15 protein-coding genes are annotated in these 16,392 nt (G+C 66.8%); 10 read left to right on the forward strand and 5 right to left on the reverse strand.

Annotated features, from left to right (window positions below; all coding sequences use genetic code 11):
• Positions 1–105 precede the first annotated feature (105 nt).
• From AC6HZP_RS05580 to AC6HZP_RS05600, 5 genes are all read left to right on the forward strand, one after another.
• Entirely contained in the window at positions 106–1,344 is a 1,239-nt protein-coding gene (locus AC6HZP_RS05580; RefSeq protein ID WP_497525733.1) for an ABC transporter substrate-binding protein, read from the forward strand.
• Complete coding sequence (locus tag AC6HZP_RS05585; protein ID WP_497525734.1) at positions 1,325–2,290, forward strand: carbohydrate ABC transporter permease; 966 nt, start codon at positions 1,325–1,327, stop codon at positions 2,288–2,290. The genes AC6HZP_RS05580 and AC6HZP_RS05585 overlap by 20 nt, the downstream gene beginning before the upstream one ends.
• A 1-nt stretch (position 2,291) precedes the next feature.
• Positions 2,292–3,122, forward strand: a complete 831-nt coding sequence (locus tag AC6HZP_RS05590; RefSeq protein ID WP_497525735.1) for a carbohydrate ABC transporter permease — start codon at positions 2,292–2,294, stop codon at positions 3,120–3,122.
• A 59-nt stretch (positions 3,123–3,181) separates the two neighbouring features.
• Positions 3,182–3,964 carry an SDR family NAD(P)-dependent oxidoreductase gene (locus tag AC6HZP_RS05595; RefSeq protein WP_497525736.1) on the forward strand — a complete coding sequence of 261 codons (783 nt, stop codon included), beginning with the start codon at positions 3,182–3,184 and terminating at the stop codon, positions 3,962–3,964.
• Positions 3,965–4,170: 206 nt separating this feature from the next.
• Positions 4,171–5,196 (forward strand): aldose epimerase family protein, encoded by a 1,026-nt coding sequence (locus AC6HZP_RS05600; RefSeq protein ID WP_497525737.1) that lies wholly within the window; start codon positions 4,171–4,173, stop codon positions 5,194–5,196.
• 9 nt (positions 5,197–5,205) lie between these two features.
• Here the strand turns inward: AC6HZP_RS05600 and AC6HZP_RS05605 are convergent, their stop codons facing one another.
• Complete coding sequence (locus AC6HZP_RS05605) at positions 5,206–8,079, reverse strand: FAD-binding and (Fe-S)-binding domain-containing protein (protein WP_497525738.1); 2,874 nt, start codon at positions 8,077–8,079, stop codon at positions 5,206–5,208.
• A gap of 68 nt (positions 8,080–8,147) precedes the next feature.
• On the opposite strand from AC6HZP_RS05605, the gene AC6HZP_RS05610 reads away from it, so the two are divergent.
• The 4 genes from AC6HZP_RS05610 to AC6HZP_RS05625 all read left to right on the forward strand — a co-directional run bounded on the left by AC6HZP_RS05610 (position 8,148) and on the right by AC6HZP_RS05625 (position 11,632).
• Positions 8,148–9,071: a LysR family transcriptional regulator gene (locus AC6HZP_RS05610; RefSeq protein WP_497525739.1), complete on the forward strand. Its 924-nt coding sequence runs from the start codon at positions 8,148–8,150 to the stop codon at positions 9,069–9,071.
• Positions 9,072–9,259: 188 nt separating this feature from the next.
• Positions 9,260–10,453 carry an amidohydrolase family protein gene (locus AC6HZP_RS05615; protein ID WP_497525740.1) on the forward strand — a complete coding sequence of 398 codons (1,194 nt, stop codon included), beginning with the start codon at positions 9,260–9,262 and terminating at the stop codon, positions 10,451–10,453.
• A gap of 28 nt (positions 10,454–10,481) precedes the next feature.
• On the forward strand, positions 10,482–11,066 hold the full coding sequence (locus AC6HZP_RS05620) for an amino acid synthesis family protein (RefSeq protein ID WP_266330425.1): 585 nt from the start codon (positions 10,482–10,484) through the stop codon (positions 11,064–11,066).
• Complete coding sequence (locus AC6HZP_RS05625; RefSeq protein ID WP_497525741.1) at positions 11,063–11,632, forward strand: amino acid synthesis family protein; 570 nt, start codon at positions 11,063–11,065, stop codon at positions 11,630–11,632. The genes AC6HZP_RS05620 and AC6HZP_RS05625 overlap by 4 nt, the downstream gene beginning before the upstream one ends.
• Before the next feature lie 79 nt (positions 11,633–11,711).
• Here AC6HZP_RS05625 and AC6HZP_RS05630 read toward each other — a convergent pair whose 3' ends face one another.
• Together AC6HZP_RS05630 and AC6HZP_RS05635 are read right to left on the reverse strand one after the other, a co-directional pair.
• On the reverse strand, positions 11,712–12,854 hold the full coding sequence (locus tag AC6HZP_RS05630) for a CaiB/BaiF CoA transferase family protein (protein ID WP_497525742.1): 1,143 nt from the start codon (positions 12,852–12,854) through the stop codon (positions 11,712–11,714).
• Positions 12,854–14,032, reverse strand: coding sequence for an acyl-CoA dehydrogenase (locus tag AC6HZP_RS05635; RefSeq protein ID WP_497526741.1), 1,179 nt, complete (start codon positions 14,030–14,032; stop codon positions 12,854–12,856). Before AC6HZP_RS05635 ends, AC6HZP_RS05630 begins: the two co-directional genes overlap by 1 nt.
• Positions 14,033–14,248: 216 nt before the next feature.
• Here AC6HZP_RS05635 and AC6HZP_RS05640 point away from each other — a divergent pair, with 216 nt between their 5' ends.
• Positions 14,249–15,166, forward strand: coding sequence for a LysR substrate-binding domain-containing protein (locus AC6HZP_RS05640; RefSeq protein WP_497525743.1), 918 nt, complete (start codon positions 14,249–14,251; stop codon positions 15,164–15,166).
• Between the two features lie 22 nt (positions 15,167–15,188).
• On the opposite strand, the gene AC6HZP_RS05645 is transcribed toward AC6HZP_RS05640, so the two are convergent.
• Positions 15,189–15,707: a MarR family winged helix-turn-helix transcriptional regulator gene (locus tag AC6HZP_RS05645; RefSeq protein ID WP_497525744.1), complete on the reverse strand. Its 519-nt coding sequence runs from the start codon at positions 15,705–15,707 to the stop codon at positions 15,189–15,191.
• Positions 15,708–15,751: 44 nt separating this feature from the next.
• Positions 15,752–16,384 (reverse strand): cysteine hydrolase family protein, encoded by a 633-nt coding sequence (locus AC6HZP_RS05650; RefSeq protein WP_497525745.1) that lies wholly within the window; start codon positions 16,382–16,384, stop codon positions 15,752–15,754.
• Positions 16,385–16,392 lie beyond the last annotated feature (8 nt).

Below are 16,392 nucleotides of genomic sequence, written 5' to 3' on the forward strand. Positions count from 1 at the left end.
GGAACAATCAACAATACGGCCGTCCTCGCAAGCCGGATGAAGGTTACATCGACTTCTACCTCGCTCGTTAGACATTCACGCAATGAATACGACAGGATCAGCTCAATGTACCAAATCAGGAAACGCAGGGTTCTCAGTCTATTGCTCGGCGCGGCCGCCATCCTTGGCGCGACGTCCGCGTCGCAGGCGGCGACCATCCGCGTCGTGCTCGGCTATTACAGCGCCGCGACGCAGGGCCTGTTCGAGGGCATGGCCAAGGACTTCATGGAGAAGCACCCCGGCGACGAGGTGAAGATCGAAGTCATCCAGTGGGACAACCTCCAGCAGCGCCTCACCACCGACATCGCCGGCGGCACCGCCCCCGACATCGCCATGATCGGCACGCGCTGGCTGGTCGACTACGTCAAGAACGATATCGCCGAGCCGCTCGACGGCTACATGACGCCGGAGTTCAAGGCCGGCTTCATCGAATCCTTCCTGTCGCCCTCGACCTTCGACGGCAAGATGTACGGCCTGCCGGTCGCGGCTTCGGCGCGCGCCATGTATTACAACAAGGACCTGCTGGCGAAGGCCGGCGTCAACGAGCCGCCGACGAACTGGGACGGCGTCGTCGATGCGGCCAAGAGGATCAAGGCGCTCGGCACCGATGCCTATGGCTTCGCGCTGCAGGGCAAGGAGATCGAGACCGACGCCTACTGGTACTATTCGCTCTGGACCCATGGCGGCGAGATCATCAAGGACGGCAAGTCCGGCGTCGCGAGCCCGCAGGCGATCGAGGCGCTGGCGCTCTACAAGATGATGATCGACGAGAAGCTGACTGAGCCCGATCCGAGCGGCCTGAACCGCCAGGACATCGAGCGCCTGTTCAAGCAGGGTCGCATCGGCATGATCCTGACCGGCCCGTGGCTGCGCGGCCAGATCAAGACGGACGCGCCCAACCTCAATTATGGCCTGTCGTCCATTCCGGAAGGCTCGAACAAGGCCACCTACGGCGTCACCGATACGCTGATGGTGTTCAATTCGAGCCCGAACAAGGAACTGGCGATGAAGTTCCTGACCGAGACGGCGTTCAGCCCGAAATGGCGCATCGAATTCTCGACCAAGGAAGGCTTCCTGCCGGTGATGAAGGAGGAGGCGGCCGCGCCCGTCTTCGCCAATGATCCGCAGCTCAAGGCCTTCACCGACATGCTGCCCTATGCCCGCTTCGCGCCGCCCGTCGCCAACTGGGAGCAGATGGTCGATGCGGTGATCGCGGCGCTCCAGAAGGTCTATATCGGCCAGGCCCAGCCTGAAGCCGCCCTGAAGGACGCGGCGGCGACGATCGATGGCCTCATCGAGCAGTAGTGCCGGCAAGGCATCGGAGGTCGGTGCCCGGCGCGGGAAAACGCGCGCCGGGACCCAGGCCAACGGCAGGATAGGGAGCGTCAGCGCGCCCTATCTTCTCATCCTTCCCGCAATCCTCTTCGCCTTCTGGATCATCGGCTATCCGATCTACGACATGGCCAACATGTCGGTGCACGCGGTCAACCGCTTCGGCAAGACCACGGCCTTCAACGATTTCGCCAATTACCAGCGGCTGTTCTCGCACCAGCTGTTCCTCGGCTGCCTCATCCGCACGCTGGTCTGGACGGTGTTCGTCGTCGGCGGCACGGTGATCCTGTCGGTGCCGATCGCGCTGGTCCTGAACGAGAAGTTCTATGGCCGCACGCTGGCCCGCATCATCATCATGCTGCCCTGGGCGGTATCGCTGACCATGACCGGCATCGTCTGGCGCTGGTCGCTGAACGGCCAGTTCGGCATGGTCAACGCCACGCTCTCGAGCTTCGGATTGCAGAATACGCCGGTCGAATGGCTGGCGACGGCGGGGACCGCCTTCCCAATCCTGATCGCGATCGGCATCCTCGTCTCGATCCCGTTCACGGTGACGGTCATCCTCGGCGGCCTGTCCTCGCTGCAGGCCGACATCTTCGAGGCGGCGAAGATCGACGGCGCCAGCGGCTGGCAGCGCTTTCGCTACCTGACGCTGCCCTTGATCCGGCCCTTCCTCAACATCGTCCTCGTGCTGAATTTCATCTACGTCTTCAACTCGTTCCCGCTGATCTGGGTGATGACGCAGGGCGATCCCGCCAACAGCACCGACATCCTGGTGACCTGGCTCTACAAGCTCGCCTTCCGCTATGGCGAGCTCGGCATCGCGTCCGCCTTGTCGATCGTCATGTTCCTGATCCTGCTGGCGCTGACCATCACCTATGCGGCGCTGGCGATGCGGCACGAGCGGAGGGAGATCTGAAATGGAGCATCCGGTCCGGAAATCCCTTCTGATGTGGCTCTGCCTGTCGCCGCTGATGCTGGTGATCCTGTTTCCCTTCGCCGTCATGGTGTCGACGGCGGTGAAGCCGCGCCTCGAGGTGCTGTCCTATCCGCCGCACTGGCTGCCGAGCGAGATCCGGCTGCAGAACTTCGCCGACATGTGGGAGGCGACGCGGCTCGGGCCGGCGGTGCTCAACAGCGTGCTGGTCAGCATCGCCGCGACCATCCTCTGCCTGCTGGTCGCCATTCCGGCGGCCTATGCCTCGGCGCGGATGGAGTTCACGGGAAAGCGGCTGTTCCGCCAGTTCCTGCTCGTCACACAGATGCTGTCGCCGATCGTGCTGGTGCTCGGCATCTTCCGGCTGATGGCGCGGATGGGGCTGGTCGACCAGCTGCCGGCGCTGGTGCTGGCCTATGTCGCCTTCAACCTCGCCTTCTCGGTCTGGATGCTGCAGGCCTATTTCCAGACCATCCCGAAGGAGCTGGAGGAGGCGGCGAAGCTCGACGGCGCCTCGGCGCTGCAACGGTTGCAGCGGATCTTCCTGCCGCTCGCCCTGCCGGCCATTGGCATCACGGCCGTTTTCGTCTTCATCTATTGCTGGAACGAATTCGTGCTGGCGATGACGCTGCTGCGATCGCCCGAGAACAACACGCTGACCTTCCAGACCTTCTCGCTGGTCGGCGGCCGCTATCAGGTCGAATGGGACCACGTCATGGCGGCGACTCTCGTCGCCAGCGTGCCGGTCGCCGTCATCTTCGCGCTGCTGCAACGTTCGCTGGTCAGCGGGCTGACGGTCGGCGCCGTGAAGTGATCTTCGGGCGGCGGGGAACGGCCCGCCGCCTCCATCATCCAAAAATCGCGGAGACCGAGATGGGACTGAAGGATTGGTTCGGGCTTGAAGGCAAGCGTGCGCTCGTCACCGGCGCGAGCCGCGGCCTCGGCCGCGAGATGGCGTTGGCGCTGGCGGAAGCCGGCGCCGACGTCATCATCACCGGCCGCACGCAGGAGACCCTCGATGCGACCGTTGGCGACATCCGCGCCTTCGGCCGGCAGGGCTGGGGCGTCATGGCCGACATGGCGAAAGCGGATCTGTGCGAGGCGGCCTGCCAGACGATCCTCGAGCAATACGGCCCGGTCGACATCCTGATCAACAATGTCGGCAACCGCATCGCCAGCATGCCGATCGTCGAGGAGACGCTGGAGACCTGGCAGCAATCGCTCGACATGAACCTGACGAGCTGCTTCCTCGGCACGAAGATCTTCGGCGCCGCGATGCTGGAACGCGGGCAGGGCGGGCGCATCATCAACATCGCCTCGATGAGCGGCCTGATCGCCAATCGCGGCATTGGCGGGCGCGACTACGAGACCGGCAAGGCGGCGGTGATCCATTTTACCCGATGCGCCGCCGCCGACTGGGCGCCGCACGGCGTCACCGTCAACGCGATCTGCCCGGGCCTGTTCATGACCGACACCAACCGCAGCTGGAACGAGCGGCGGCCTGACGTGATCGAGGCGATCGTCGCCCACATTCCGATGGGCCGCCCCGGCAATCCGCCGGAGATCGCGCCGCTCGCCGTCTATCTGGCTGGTCCCGCCGCTTCCTACGTGACCGGCGCCGCCTATGTCATAGATGGCGGCTACACGCTCTGGTAGGCTGATGATGCGACAGAGGCAACTTCACCTCTCCCTGAGGGAGAGGTCGGAGCGAAGCTCCGGGTGAGGGTTTAGGGAACTCTCCGGATATGCCGTAAACCCTCACCCGCCGCCGTTCCGGCGTCGACCTCTCCCTCAGGGAGAGGTGAAGAAAGAAAAAATCCGCCCGGGCAATACCGGGCGAGCGTCCTATCCAGGGAGTTATCGTGTCGATCCATTTCTTCGGCCGCCTGCCAGACGGCACGGCCATCTCGGAGATCAAGCTTTCCAACGCCGCCGGCGCCAGCGCGTCGATCCTGACCTTCGGGGCGGCGCTGCGCGATCTCGTCGTTCCCGTCGAAGGCGGCGAGCCCCGGCGCGTCGTGCTCGGCTTCGAGACGCTCGACGGCTATCTCGAGAACAATCGCTATCTCGGCGTCACAGCCGGCCGGCATGCGAGCCGCATCGATCGCGGCCGGCTGGTCATCGACGGGGTCGAGCATCAGCTCTCGCTGAACGAGGGCGGCGTGCATCTGCATGGCGGCGTCGTCGGGTTCTCGCGCAAGCTGTGGCGGATCGTCGAAACGGATGAGAGTTCGGTGACGCTCGGGCTGCTCTCGCCGGACGGCGACGACGGCTATCCGGGCGAGCTCGACGTGCGCTGCACCTATCGGCTGCTGGAGCCGGGGACGATCGCGATCACCATGACGGCGACCACGGACGCGCCGACCGTCGTCAGCCTGGCGCACCATTCCTATTTCACGCTGCAGCCCGGCACGTCCGTCCGCGACCATCGCATGCAGCTGAACGCCGTCGGCTACACCCCGCTCGGGCCCGATCTGGTGCCGAGCGGCGAGATCGTCGACGTCGCCGGCACGCCCTATGATTTTCGCGCGCTTCGTCCGCTTTCCGACCCGAAGGGCGATCCCGACTTTCTCTATGACTGCAGCCTGGTCATCGACCGCGAAGGCAAGGCGGACGCCAGGGGGCTGGTCCGCGCCGTCCGCCTCGTCGCGCCGGACGAAAGCCTCGCCATGGAGGTCCACACCACCGAGCCCTGTCTTGTCTTCTATGACGGCGCCGGCCTCGCCTCCGACTGGCCGGCGGTCGGCGGCATCCCGCATGCGCCGCATGCCGGGCTCTGCCTGGAGCCGATGCGCTATCCCGACAATCCGAACCAGCCGGCCTTCCCCTCCGCCATCCTGCGGCCGGGTGAGCTCTACCGGCAGGTGACGGAGTACCGCTTCTTCTGATCGAGCGCTCTAGCGCGCCAGACCGGACGCGATGGCCGCCATCGGATGGGCGGCCGTCGTTTCCGACAGGCGCTCGACCTGGCAACGGCAGGAGAAGCCGGTGGCGAGAACCGCCGCTTCGCCTGTGATCACCGGTGCCCAGGATGCGTCGAAAAGCGTCCGGCTGACCGTCTGGTTGCGCGCCTCGTGGCCGAACAGGCCCGCCATGCCGCAGCAGCCGGTCGGAACCGTTTGGACCGGCAGGCCGAGGGCCGTGAAGATCTCCTTCCAGTGCCGAAGCGCCTGCGGCGCCGCCGAGGCCTCGGTGCAATGGACCATCAGCTTCGGTCCGGCGCCGGTTGCCGATGCGGCCTTCGGCCAGCGATCACCGACCGCAAGACGCTCGCGCAGGAACTCCTGCACCAGCATCACCTTCGGAACGCGGCTTTCGATCTCGCGGAACTCGCCGCGGGTCATCAGCACGAAGGCGGGATCGACGCCGATCTTCGGCAGGCCGGTCTGTTCCAGCCGCTCAAGTGCTGCGATCTGGCGGCGGGCGAGCCGTTCGAAGCGCCGGCGCATGCCCTTGACGTGGCTCGCCTTGGAGCCGGGCGGCAGGGTGACGATGACCGGCTTGTAGCCCAGCGCGGCGAGCCCGTCGCAGACGGCCTTCACCGCGCTTGTGTCGAAGGTGGCGGTGAAGGGGTCCTGCAGCACCAGCACCGCAGGGTCGGTGCGATCCATCGCCGGCACGTCGGCGAAGGAGAGTACGGGATGGCCGAGCTGGCGCAGTCCGAGCCGCGAGATCGCCGGCAGGTCGACGAAGCCGAGCCGCGGCCCGGCGAGGCGATAGGCGAGCGGCGCCAGCCGCCGCGCCAGCGGCCGGAGGGCGGCGATAACAGGCGCGAGCGCCTCGACGGCAATGGCGGCGCGGTCGCGCAGCGGGCGGCGGCGGGTCGCGTGGTATTCGTCGAGAAAGCGCGACTTCAGGGTCGGCACGCTGACATGCGCCGGGCAGGCGCTGCCGCAGGCATTGCAGCCGAGGCAGGTGTCGAGCGCGGCATAGGCGTCGCGCGCGATCGCGTCCTGCTCCGGCGCGCCGGCTGATTTCGCCTGCCGCCAGCGCCGGACGGCCTCGGCGCGTCCCTTCGGCGACTGGGTCAAGTCGCGCGTCGCCTTGAAGGACGGGCAGATCGGCACGGTCTTGCTGTAGTTCAGGCAGGACGCATTGCCGTTGCAGTGAAACGCCATCTCGAAGGCCGGATCCCCCGGCGCATTGCCCTTGCGAAACGGCATGTCGAGAATGCCGATCGGCCTCTGGTCGACGGCGACCAGCTTGCCGGGATTGAAGCGCTCGTTCGGATCGAAGGCGCGCTTGATCCGCTGGAAGGCGGCATAGGCGACCGGGCCGACATAGTCCGGCAGATAGGCGCCGCGAATGCCCTTGCCGTGCTCGCCCCAGAAGATGCCGCCATGCGTCTTGCAGAGCGTGTAGACGGCGTCGGAGACAGCCTTGAAGATCGCCTGGTCGGCCTTGCCGTCGAGATCGAGCGCCGGCCGGACATGCAGGCAGCCGACATCGATATGGCCGTAGATGCCGTAGGCGAGACCGTGCTTTCTCATGATCGCGTCGAAGCCGTCGACGAAGGCGACGAGGTTCTCGACCGGCACGACGCAATCCTCGACGAAGGCGACCGGGCGCTTGGCGCCCTCGCGCTTGCCGAGCAGGCCGACGGCGGCGGCGCGGGTCGACCAGAGGCGGGCGCTGTCGGCCTCGTCGACCGCGCGGTAGGTGCCGATCACGCCGGGAAGGCGGGCCGCATCCGCCGTCAGCCGGGCGACGGAGCGATCGAGCGCCTCACTGTCCTCGCCGACGAATTCGACGAAGAGATAGGAGATGCGCGCGTCGGCCTCGCCGCGGATCGCCAGCGGCAGGCCGTCCATCAGCCCGGCCTCACGGGCGAGGCGCTGCACCCAGTCGTCCATGATCTCGATCGCCAGCGGCTCATGCCGGAGGATCGGTTCGCCCGCCGCCAGCGCATCGGCGAAACGCTCGAAGGCGACGACGACGAGGCGCTTTTGACGCGGCTTCGGCGTCAGCTTCAACCGGACGCGCGTGACGAGGCCGAGCGTGCCCTCGGCGCCGAGCAGCAACCGCCACCATTCGAGCTCGTCCGGGGCAGGGCGCGCCCGCTCGAGGTCGTAACCGGTGAAGCGGCGCGAGATCCGGGGCGTATTGTCGATCAGCGCCTGCCGTCCGGCATCGCAGGCCCGGGCGACGTCCGCGAGCAAGGGGGCAGCCCAGTCGGGCGCCGGGCGGAGGCTCGAGATCGTCCGCCCGCCCTCCGTCACCAGATCGAGCCCCAGCAAATTGTCGCTGGTCTTGCCGTAGATCCGCGATCCCTTGCCGGAGGCGTCCGTGCTGACCATGCCGCCGATCGTGCAGCGGTTCGAGGTCGAGGTGTTGGGCGCGAAGAACAGGCCGGTGTCGCTGATCCGCTCGTTCAGCTCGTCGAGGACGATGCCGGGCTCGACATCGACCCAGCCCTCGTCGGCGTTCACGGCGAGGATCTTCGTCATGAAGCGCTGGAAATTGACGATGACGCCGCGATTGAGGCTCTGGCCGTTCGTGCCCGTGCCGCCGCCGCGCGCCGTCATCGGCAGCGCGCGGAAGCGCTCCTCGCCGGCGACGCGCATCAGGATCTCGACATCGTAGCTGCTTCTCGGCGCGACGATCAGGTCGGGCTCGATCTCGTAGACGCTGTTGTCGGTCGACATCGCGGCGCGCGAGGCATGGTCGCCGGCGATCTCGCCGGCGAAGCCGGCGGCGCGCAGCGCGGCCTCGAAGGCAGCGAGGGGAGAGGGAGCGTCCAGCGGGCGGAGGCGAGTGGCGGTGGCGGGCATGGCTTGGGCGGGGTCCTGACGATGGCCCTATTGAAGCACGGTGGAGAAATTCTCTACATTGGAATGAAATGAGCATTTATTCGAAAAATACGAACATCGGTATCCGTCACTTTCGCGCCGCGTTGGCGCTGGCCCGGGAACAGTCGTTCGCGCGCGCCGCCGATGCGCTGGGCGTGGTTCCCTCGGCGTTGACCGAGACGATCAAGCAACTGGAGGCGGATTGCGGCCTGCGCCTGTTCGACCGCGAGTCCCGCCCGGTGACGCCGACCGAGGCGGGCGAGGCGTTCCTCGTCGAGGCACGGCGGGTCGTGTCGGATTTCGAGGCGGCGCTGCACGATCTCCGCCGCGTCGGCGGCGTCGAGCGCGGATCGGTCAGGGTCGCGGCCGCCCCCTCCGTCGTGCTGTTCCATCTCGCGCCGGCCTTGAAGACGTTTCGCGCCGTGCATCCGGCCGTCGAGGTCTCGGTTCATGACGACATCGCCGCGCGGGTCGGCTCCCTCGTCCTGGAGCGCGAGGTCGATTTCGGCATTGCCGAGCGCTGGCACGAAAGCGACCAGCTCGCCTATGAGCCGTTCCATGTCGATCCCTTCGTGCTCGTCTGCCACCGCGAGCATCCGCTCGCCGAACGAAGCCGCGTCCGCCTCGCCGATATCCCGGCCGCCGATGTGATCGCCCTCGACGAGAGCACCGGAACGGGCAAGCAGATTGCCGCGGCCGCGCCGGCGATGCCGCCGGGCTTCCTGGAAGGGCGGCTCCGGGCGCATGGCACGATCGCGCAATTGACGATGATCGCGCAGGGCATGGGCGTCGGCCTGATGCCGGAGCTCGCGGCTTCGGTGATCCAGAGTCCCGAAATCCGCCGTATTGCGGTCGAGGATCTGGGCCTCCGGCGGACGCTCTGCATCATCCGGCGCGCCCGGATCGGGCTGTCGCCGGCGGCGGAACGGCTGCTCGGGCACATCCGGCCGCTCGGCTCGCTCGCCTCCGCCTGAACGGTCCTTTTGCCGGGTAAGCCCGAATCCGATCTGACTTCCGTCGTTTCCATCCGTCCACGGCCGAAATTGTCACGCAGAAACCTTGTCTAAAATAGCGATTCCTCCGTCATTATTGTTTGAACTCATATGAGTTTGCGTGTAGGGACGAAGGGCTGCCTGACTTATGGACGCTATGGAGAAATGCGATGTCACACGATCCCGTTTCGGCACAGCCGAAGGGCAAACTCGTCATTCGCAACATCGGTATGGTGCTCAGCGGCGCCATGGAAAATCCGATCCTTGAAGCGGATACGGTTGTCGTCGTGGACGGCAAGATCGCAGCCATCGGGCGCGCCAAGGATGTCGACACCGATCATCCGGATCAGGTCATCGACGCCAACCAGGCGGTGCTGGCGCCGGGCCTGATCGACAGCCACGTTCATCCGGTCGCGGGCGACTGGACGCCGCGCCAGAGCCAGCTGAACTGGATCGACAGCACCATGCATGGCGGCGTGACCACCATGATCTCGGCCGGCGAGGTCCATACGCCCGGCCGTCCGACCGATATCGTCGGCCTGAAGGCCCTGGCGATCGCGGCGCAGCGCACCTTCACCAATTTCCGTCCCGGCGGCGTCAAGATCCACGCCGGTGCTCCGATCATCGAGCAGGGCATGGTCGAGCAGGACTTCAAGGACCTCGCCGACGCGGGCGTCCGGCTTCTCGGCGAGATCGGCCTCGGCAGCGTCAAGGACGGCGAGACGGCCGGCAAGATGGTGGCCTGGGCGCGGAAGTACGGCATCCAGTCGACGATCCACACCGGCGGCCCGTCCGTGCCGGGCTCCGGCCTGATCGGCGCCGATGTGGTGCTGGCGGCCGGCACCGACGTCGTCGGCCACATCAATGGCGGCCACACCGCGCTGCCGGATCGCGAGATCCGTTGCATCTGCGAGGGCTGCAAGGCCGGCCTCGAGATCGTCCATAACGGCAATGAGCGCGCCGCTCTCTATGCGCTGCGCACGGCGCGCGAGATGGGCGAGATGGAACGCGTCATCCTCGGCACCGACGGCCCGGCCGGCTCCGGCGTCCAGCCGCTCGGCATCCTCCGCATGATCTCGCTGCTGTCGTCGCTCGGCGACGTTCCGGCCGAGATCGCCCTCTGCTTCGCGACCGGCAACACCGCGCGCATGCGCAGCCTGGAAAGTGGCCTGATCGAAGTCGGTCGTCCCGCCGACTTCGTCTTCCTGGCCAAGGCGATGCACTCCGCCGGTCGCGACCTGCTCGACAGCATCCAGCTTGGCGATCTGCCTGGAGTCGGCATGATCGTCATCGACGGCATCGTCCGCTCGGGTCGCAGCCGCAACACGCCGCCGGCGGAACGCCTGCCCTTCGTCTGCAACTAACGCTCTCGACTACTTCAGGAGTTTGAAAATGACCGACGTTGTCGTCCGGAAATTCCTCATCCGCATCGAGGAAATTTTTCACGAGGGCGGACCCGTTTCCGCCAATCCGCCCCGTCGCGGCACGATCATGGCGGTCGTCAAGAACCCCTATGCCGGCCGCTACGTGGAAGACATCACCGGCTTCATGGAAGACCTGAAGCCGCTCGGCCTCGAAATGTCGACGCGCCTGCTCAACGCGCTCGGCGGCGACAAGTCGGTGATCGAGGGCTACGGCAAGGGCGCCATCGTCGGCGAGGGCGGTGAGCTCGAGCACGGCGCGCTCTGGCACATGCCGGGCGGTCACGCCATGCGGGCGCTGCTCGGCGACGTCAAGGCGATCGTCCCCTCGGCCAAGAAGGTCGGCGGCGTCGGCGCCAACATCGACATCCCGATCACCCACATCCACGCGTCCTATGTCCGCAGCCATTTCGATGCGATCGAGGTCAATGTTCCCGACGCGCCGCGCGCCGACGAGATCGTGCTGATCCTGTCGATGACCACCGGCTCGCGCGTCCACGCCCGCGTCGGCGGCCTCGCGGTTTCCGACATCAAGGGCGAGGATGGTCTGCGATGACCGTCATCCGCAAGATCATCACGACGCTGGAAGAGACGCTGATCGAGGGCGACGTCGTCCTGCCGCATCCCTTCCGCAAGGCGTCGGCCGTCGCGGTCGTCTCGAATTCGGCCTCCGGCCGCTATGTCGAGGATCTGAGCGAGCTGATGGATCTGGGCGAGCAGCTCGGCGACATCCTGCCCCGGCGGGCCGTGGCGCTGCTCGGCATTCCCGGTGATCAGGTCGAGAGCTTCGGCAAGGCGGTGATCGTCGGCGCCGAGGGCGAACTCGAGCATGCGGCGGCGATCATGCACCCGAAGCTCGGCGCGCCGTTCCGCGCGGTGCTCGGAAAGGGCGACGCGCTGATCCCGTCGGCCAAGAAGCGCGCCAATATCGGCGCCGTCATCGACGTCCCGCTCGGCCACAAGGATCATGCGCGCGTGCGCAGCCATTTCGACGCCATGGAAGTCCGTGTCCCGGACGCGCCCAAGAAGCACGAGATGGTCGTGGCGATCGCCGTCACCGATTCCGGCCGTCCGCTGGCCCGCGTCGGCGGCCTGCGCAAGGAAGATATCGACAAGGCCTAGACCGTCTGCGCCTCGTCGAAAATGAAAAGGGCCGCTGCTCGCGCAGCGGCCCTTTTCTATTGGGGGGGGGCAGGGGTCGTCAGGCCCGGGCGGCGATCTCCGCGCGGATCTCGTCTCCATGCTCGCCGAGGCGCGGCGAGCGCTTGTCGATCGACAGCTCCGCGCCCGACATGGTGATCGGCGTGCGCACGCCCGGCACGCCGCCGAGATCGAGGCGCATGCCGCGCGCGACCACCTGCGGATCGGCGAAGACGTCTTCCAGCGTGTTGATCGGCCCGGCCGGAACATGCGCGACTTCGAGCTTGGCGAGCAGGGCGTCGCGCTGCCAGTTTGCAAGCTCCGCGGCGATCGCTTCCGTCAGCGCCGTCCGGTTGGCAACCCGGCTCGCATTGGTCAGGAACCGCGTATCGGTGGCGAGTTCCGGCTTGCCGATCACCGAGGCGAAGCGGGCGAACTGGCCATCATTGCCGACGGCGAGGATCAGGTGGCCGTCGGAGACCGCGAAGGTCTGGTAGGGCGCGATGTTCGGATGGGCGTTGCCGAGCCGGCGCGGCGGCGTGCCGGTGGCGAGGAAGTTCATCGCCTGGTTCGCCAGCACGCCGACCGAGGTGTCGAGCAGCGCCATGTCGATGTGCTGGCCGACGCCGGTGCGCGCGCGCTGGGCGAGCGCCGCCTGGATCGCGATGACGCTGTAGAGGCCGGTGAAGATGTCGGAAAAGGCGACGCCGATCTTCTGCGGTTCGCCGGCGGGATCGCCGGTCAAATCCATGATGCCGGCCATGCCCTGGATCAGAAAGTCGTAGCCGGCGCGCTCGCGATACGGCCCGGTCTGGCCGAAGCCGGTGATCGAGCAATAGACGAGGCGCGGGTTGATCGCCTTCAGGCTCTCATAGTCGAGCCCGTATTTGGCGAGGCCGCCGACCTTGAAGTTCTCGATCACCACGTCGGCGTCGCGGATCAGCGCGCGGACCAGCTCGACGCCTTCCTCGGTCCGGAAGTCGGCGACGATCGAGCGCTTGCCCCGGTTGCAGGCGTGGAAATAGGCGGCGGATCTCTCGCCGCCGTCCTCGATGAAGGGCGGCCCCCAGGTGCGGGTGTCGTCGCCATCGGGGCTTTCGACCTTGATGACGTCGGCGCCGAGATCGGCCAGCGTCTGACCGGCCCAGGGGCCGGCCAGGATGCGCGCCAGCTCGATGACCTTCAGTCCCTCGAGCGGCTGCATCAGAAGAACGCCTGGATGCCGGTCTGGGCGCGGCCGAGGATCAGCGCATGCACGTCGTGCGTGCCCTCATAGGTGTTGACCGTCTCGAGGTTCTGCGCGTGGCGCATGACGTGGTACTCGATCTGGATGCCGTTGCCGCCATGCATGTCGCGGGCCTGGCGGGCGATGTCGAGTGCCTTGCCGCAATTGTTGCGCTTGACCAGCGAGACCATTTCCGGTGCTGCCTGGCCCTCGTCGAACAGCCGGCCGACGCGCAGCGACGCCTGCAGGCCGAGTGCGATCTCGGTCTGCATGTCGGCGAGCTTCTTTTGGAACAGCTGCATGCCGGCGAGCGGCTTGCCGAACTGCTTGCGGTCGAGGCCGTACTGGCGGGCGCGGAACCAGCAATCCTCGGCAGCACCCAGCACGCCCCACGAGATGCCGTAGCGGGCGCGGTTCAGGCAGCCGAACGGCCCCTTGAGGCCCGACACGTTCGGAAGCAGCGCGTCCTCTGAGACCTCGACATTGTCGAGCACGATCTCGCCGGTGATCGAGGCGCGCAGCGACAGCTTGCCGCCGATCTTCGGGGCGGAGAGGCCCTTCAGGCCCTTCTCCAGCACGAAGCCGCGGATCGCGCCGTCATGCGCTTCCGATTTCGCCCAGACGATGAAGACATCGGCGATCGGCGAATTGGAGATCCAGGTCTTGGCGCCGTTCAGGACGTAGCCGCCCTCGGTCCTCTTCGCGTTGGTGATCATGCCGCCCGGATCGGAGCCGGCGTCAGGCTCGGTCAGGCCGAAGCAGCCGATCCACTCGCCGGTCGCGAGCTTCGGCAGGTACTTCTGCCGCTGCGCCTCGCTGCCATAGGCATAGATCGGATACATCACCAGCGACGACTGCACGCTCATCATCGAGCGATAGCCCGAATCGATGCGCTCGACCTCGCGCGCCACCAGACCATAGGCGACGTAGGAGGCGCCAACGCCGCCATATTCGGCCGGCACGGTGACACCGAGCAGGCCGGTCTCGCCCATCTCGCGGAAGATCTCGGGATCGGTCAGCTCTTCGAGATAGGCCTTCTCGACGCGGGGCAGCAGGCGGTCGGCGGCGAAGGCCTTAGCCGTGTCGCGGATCATGCGCTCTTCGTCGGTGAGCTGGGCCTCGAAGTGGAACGGATCGTCCCAGACGAAGCGTGACAGTGCCGGCAGGTCCTTCGGCTTTAGGGTCGGGTTCTGGGCGGACATCGATCTCACCTATTGCTTGGATCCGGGGCGCGCGCGGCGGGCGCGGACGGTCGGTCCGGCCGGAGTCCTGGCGCGTTTCGGCGTTGAAACTAGCAAATTCGGGCTCTCCGCGATAACAAGGGTTTCAGCGAAGTTGATGAGTATTAGTGATAGGCTCGCGGGAGCGTGACCATGCGCGAAGGCTACATACCGACGATCACGGAGCTGCAGGCCTTCTCGGCCTGCGCCCGTCTCGGAGCAACGACGCGCGCCGCCCAGGCCCTCAACCTGACCCAGAGCGCCGTCAGCCGCTCGGTCGGCACGCTGGAGGAGCGGCTCGGCGTCCGCCTGTTCCACCGGGTGAAGCAGCGCCTCATCCTTTCCGATGCCGGACGGGCCCTCTATCGCGACGCGGACCGGCTGCTCGATGATCTCCGGCAGGCGGCGATGACGGTGATGGCCTTCGGCGGCCATGCCGACGTGCTGCGGCTCGCCGTGCTGCCGACCTTCGGCTCCAACTGGCTGGTGCCGCGGCTTGCCGCCTATCGGGCGATCGCGCCCAATCTCACCTTCGATGTCTCGGCCCGGCTCGACGTCGTCGATTTCGAGACGGAGGGCTTCGACGCCGCGATCCAGCGCGGCGATCACCGGCCGGGCGGCGCCTATGCCGACGTGCTTATGGCGGAGGAGCTTGTGGTGCTGGCGGCGCCGTCGCTGCTCGGCGGGCGGCGCGTGCTGGCGGATGACGAGCTGGCGGGCCTGCCGCTGCTGCAGCAATCGACCCGGCCGACGCTCTGGCTCGACTGGTTCCGCGATGCCGGCCTCGACAGCCGCACCATCCTGCGCGGCGCCCGTTTCCAGCATTTCGACATGGTGGTGAACGCGGCCATCGCCGGCCTCGGCGTCGCGCTCGTGCCGGAAGTGGTGGCGCGGGCGGCGCTGGCGGCGGGCGATCTGTGTCCCGCTTCCGAGCGCCGGCTCGTCGGCGACCAGCCCTATACGCTGATCTATCCCGCCCGCAGCCGCCAGATGGATGGTTTCATGCGGTTCCGCGCCTGGCTGCTCGACGAGGTGAAGGCCGGTCCTGCCGCCGAGACGACGGCGGGCTGATGGCCGGTCCTCGTCGAGGCGGCTATTCGTCGCCGATGCGCTTGAGCAGTTCGAGCAGCAGGGCCTGTTCGGCCGAGGAGAGGGGCGCGAGCAGCTGCTGGCCGGCTTCGCGGCTCTTGGCGAGCCGCTGAAGCGTGTAGTCGACGCCCTTGTTCGTCAGCGTGATGATCACCATCCGCTGATCGGTGCTGGAGGCGCTGCGCGCCACCAGGCCGAGCTTGCGCAGCTTGCGCACGACCAGGCTGATCGTCGACGGATCCATCGCGGTCAGGCGACCGAGATGGTTCTGCGAGACATCGCCATAGCGCAGGATCGTCGCCAGCGCAGCGAACTGCGTCGGCGTCAGATCCTCGCCAGTCATCACGGTCTGGAAGCACGTCGTGGCGCGCTGATGGGCCTTCCGGATGATGTGCGCGGGATGTAGATCGAGGTCATATCCGGTTGCCGCGAGCGTCGCGTCGATCTGCTCCCGTGTATAGCGGGTGCCTTCGACTGGCGGGTGGTCGAGAAGCCGGGTATTTCCGCTGCTGTCATCACTCAAAGGATTGGTGTCCCGTTCAGCCCCGCTTGTCCTAGAGACAAGCCTCAAACCTGTTGTAGCGCAAGGCCGTTCTGCAGAGAGGCCACAACATCCGCGGCGTTGGAGACGACGCCGAAATGGGTGGCGATGTCGTAGAGCGAGCTTTCCTGCTCTCGCGCTCCGGTTGCAGCGCAGCAATCCTGCGGTACGACGACGTCATAGCCGATGAAGAAGGCGTCGTGCACGGTCGAGCGCACGCAGATGTTGGTGACCACGCCGAACACGACCAGCTGGGTGATCTGCATGTCCTTCAGCGTCAGGTCGAGATCCGTCTGGAAGAACGCCGAATAGCGGCGCTTGATGATGTGGATCTCGTCGGGACGCGCGCCGAGGTCGTCGATGATCTCGGTGCCCCAGGTGCCCTCGACGCAATGCGGGGTGCGCTTCACCCATTCGCGGTCGCGGCGCATGTTGGCGCGGTGCACGTCATGGACCCAGAGGACGGGCGCGCCGACGGCGCGGGCGGCCTCGATCACGGCGAGCTGCGGCGGCACCAGCGTCTCGTAGCCCGGCAGCACCATCGCGCCGCCCGGCTTGCAGAAATCATTGATCATGTCGACGACGACCACCGCGGTGCGCGCCTTGTCGAGCGACATGGTTTCGCCATGACGGTGCGACGAGAAAACGTCCGAGCTCATATGAACCT

Source organism: Kaistia sp. SLG-1 (assembly GCF_059699055.1).

Excerpts from the sequence above, each read along its gene's own strand:
- AC6HZP_RS05580 (WP_497525733.1), top strand. The coding sequence starts at position 106 with ATGTACCAAATCAGGAAACGCAGGGTTCTCAGTCTATTGCTCGGCGCG.
- AC6HZP_RS05585 (WP_497525734.1), top strand. The coding sequence starts at position 1,325 with ATGGCCTCATCGAGCAGTAGTGCCGGCAAGGCATCGGAGGTCGGTGCC.
- AC6HZP_RS05590 (WP_497525735.1), top strand. The coding sequence starts at position 2,292 with ATGGAGCATCCGGTCCGGAAATCCCTTCTGATGTGGCTCTGCCTGTCG.
- AC6HZP_RS05595 (WP_497525736.1), top strand. The coding sequence starts at position 3,182 with ATGGGACTGAAGGATTGGTTCGGGCTTGAAGGCAAGCGTGCGCTCGTC.
- AC6HZP_RS05605 (WP_497525738.1), bottom strand. The coding sequence starts at position 8,079 with ATGCCCGCCACCGCCACTCGCCTCCGCCCGCTGGACGCTCCCTCTCCC.
- AC6HZP_RS05610 (WP_497525739.1), top strand. The coding sequence starts at position 8,148 with ATGAGCATTTATTCGAAAAATACGAACATCGGTATCCGTCACTTTCGC.
- AC6HZP_RS05615 (WP_497525740.1), top strand. The coding sequence starts at position 9,260 with ATGTCACACGATCCCGTTTCGGCACAGCCGAAGGGCAAACTCGTCATT.
- AC6HZP_RS05620 (WP_266330425.1), top strand. The coding sequence starts at position 10,482 with ATGACCGACGTTGTCGTCCGGAAATTCCTCATCCGCATCGAGGAAATT.
- AC6HZP_RS05625 (WP_497525741.1), top strand. The coding sequence starts at position 11,063 with ATGACCGTCATCCGCAAGATCATCACGACGCTGGAAGAGACGCTGATC.
- AC6HZP_RS05630 (WP_497525742.1), bottom strand. The coding sequence starts at position 12,854 with ATGCAGCCGCTCGAGGGACTGAAGGTCATCGAGCTGGCGCGCATCCTG.
- AC6HZP_RS05640 (WP_497525743.1), top strand. The coding sequence starts at position 14,249 with ATGCGCGAAGGCTACATACCGACGATCACGGAGCTGCAGGCCTTCTCG.
- AC6HZP_RS05650 (WP_497525745.1), bottom strand. The coding sequence starts at position 16,384 with ATGAGCTCGGACGTTTTCTCGTCGCACCGTCATGGCGAAACCATGTCG.